General features: G+C 38.1%; 1 protein-coding gene. It reads right to left on the reverse strand.

Going from position 1 to position 989, the window contains the following annotated elements; genetic code table 11:
• Positions 1-226 precede the first annotated feature (226 nt).
• The gene (gene rbr, locus HMPREF9443_RS09435) at positions 227-766 is read right to left on the reverse strand and encodes a rubrerythrin (RefSeq protein WP_009146377.1); all 540 of its coding nucleotides are present in this window, start codon (positions 764-766) and stop codon (positions 227-229) included.
• Positions 767-989: the final 223 nt, after the last annotated feature.

The following is a 989-nucleotide window of genomic DNA, read 5'->3' on the forward strand; positions in this document are numbered from 1 at the left end:
AAAAGTGTGCAACTTCTTATTGCAATTTAGAACCTAAAAATTCATTATAAGAAATTAGAGCCATGCATAATTTGCACGGCTCTTTCACGTTGCATTAGAAATGAAACGTAAAAATTTGCGTTTCATTTGCGTATTGGTTTTGAAACGGAAATAAAGAAAAAGTGCAACGTAAATTTTACGCTACACTTTTCTACTTTCTCTTATGAATTTGGGGAGATGTATAAGCTTAGAAGTTATCCATATGCACTTCAAAGAAACCTTGCGGATGAGCGCAGACAGGGCAAACTTCCGGAGCGCTGGGGCCGACTACAATATGACCACAGTTGCGGCATTCCCAAATGGTCAGGCCGCTGTCTTTGCTGAAAACCTTCATTTCTTCGATGTTTTGTAAGAGTTTACGATAGCGTTCTTCATGACGTTTTTCGATAGCTGCAACACCGCGCATTTTTGCTGCGATTTCAGGGAAACCTTCTTCCTCAGCTTCTTGTGCCATTTTTACATACATATCGGTCCATTCATGGTTTTCGCCTTCAGCTGCTGCTAAAAGGTTAGCTGCAGTATCGCCTAACTGGTCTAATTCCTTGAACCACATATAAGCGTGAGCTTTTTCATTATTAGCGGTTTTCTCAAATAATTCAGCGATTTGATCATAGCCTGCTTTGCGGGCTACAATACCAAACCAGGTGTATTTGTTGCGTGCCATGGATTCGCCAGCAAATGCCTCCAACAGGTTCTTTTCGGTTTTGGTGCCTTTTAATGATTTCATATTATTCCTCCTTACTTCTGGCAAACTTATTTTAGAGCGGTATAAAAATATTGTTTCTCTTTATATCTGCCTGTTTATATTCTATCATATAGAGTCAGTGTTGACAATGTATATATAAAGAAAATATTAATCATGCTTAAAAATGTTTTGCTGACAACTGGTAAAATTATTACTCATTCAGAACGAGTATAATAAAAAGAGGCTGGGACAAAACCCAACCTTA

Origin of the sequence: Phascolarctobacterium succinatutens YIT 12067, from assembly GCF_000188175.1 — a bacterium.
Lineage (GTDB): Bacteria > Bacillota > Negativicutes > Acidaminococcales > Acidaminococcaceae > Phascolarctobacterium_A > Phascolarctobacterium_A succinatutens.

Coding starts and splice junctions, on each gene's coding strand:
- rbr (WP_009146377.1), bottom strand. CDS start 766: ATGAAATCATTAAAAGGCACCAAAACCGAAAAGAACCTGTTGGAGGCA.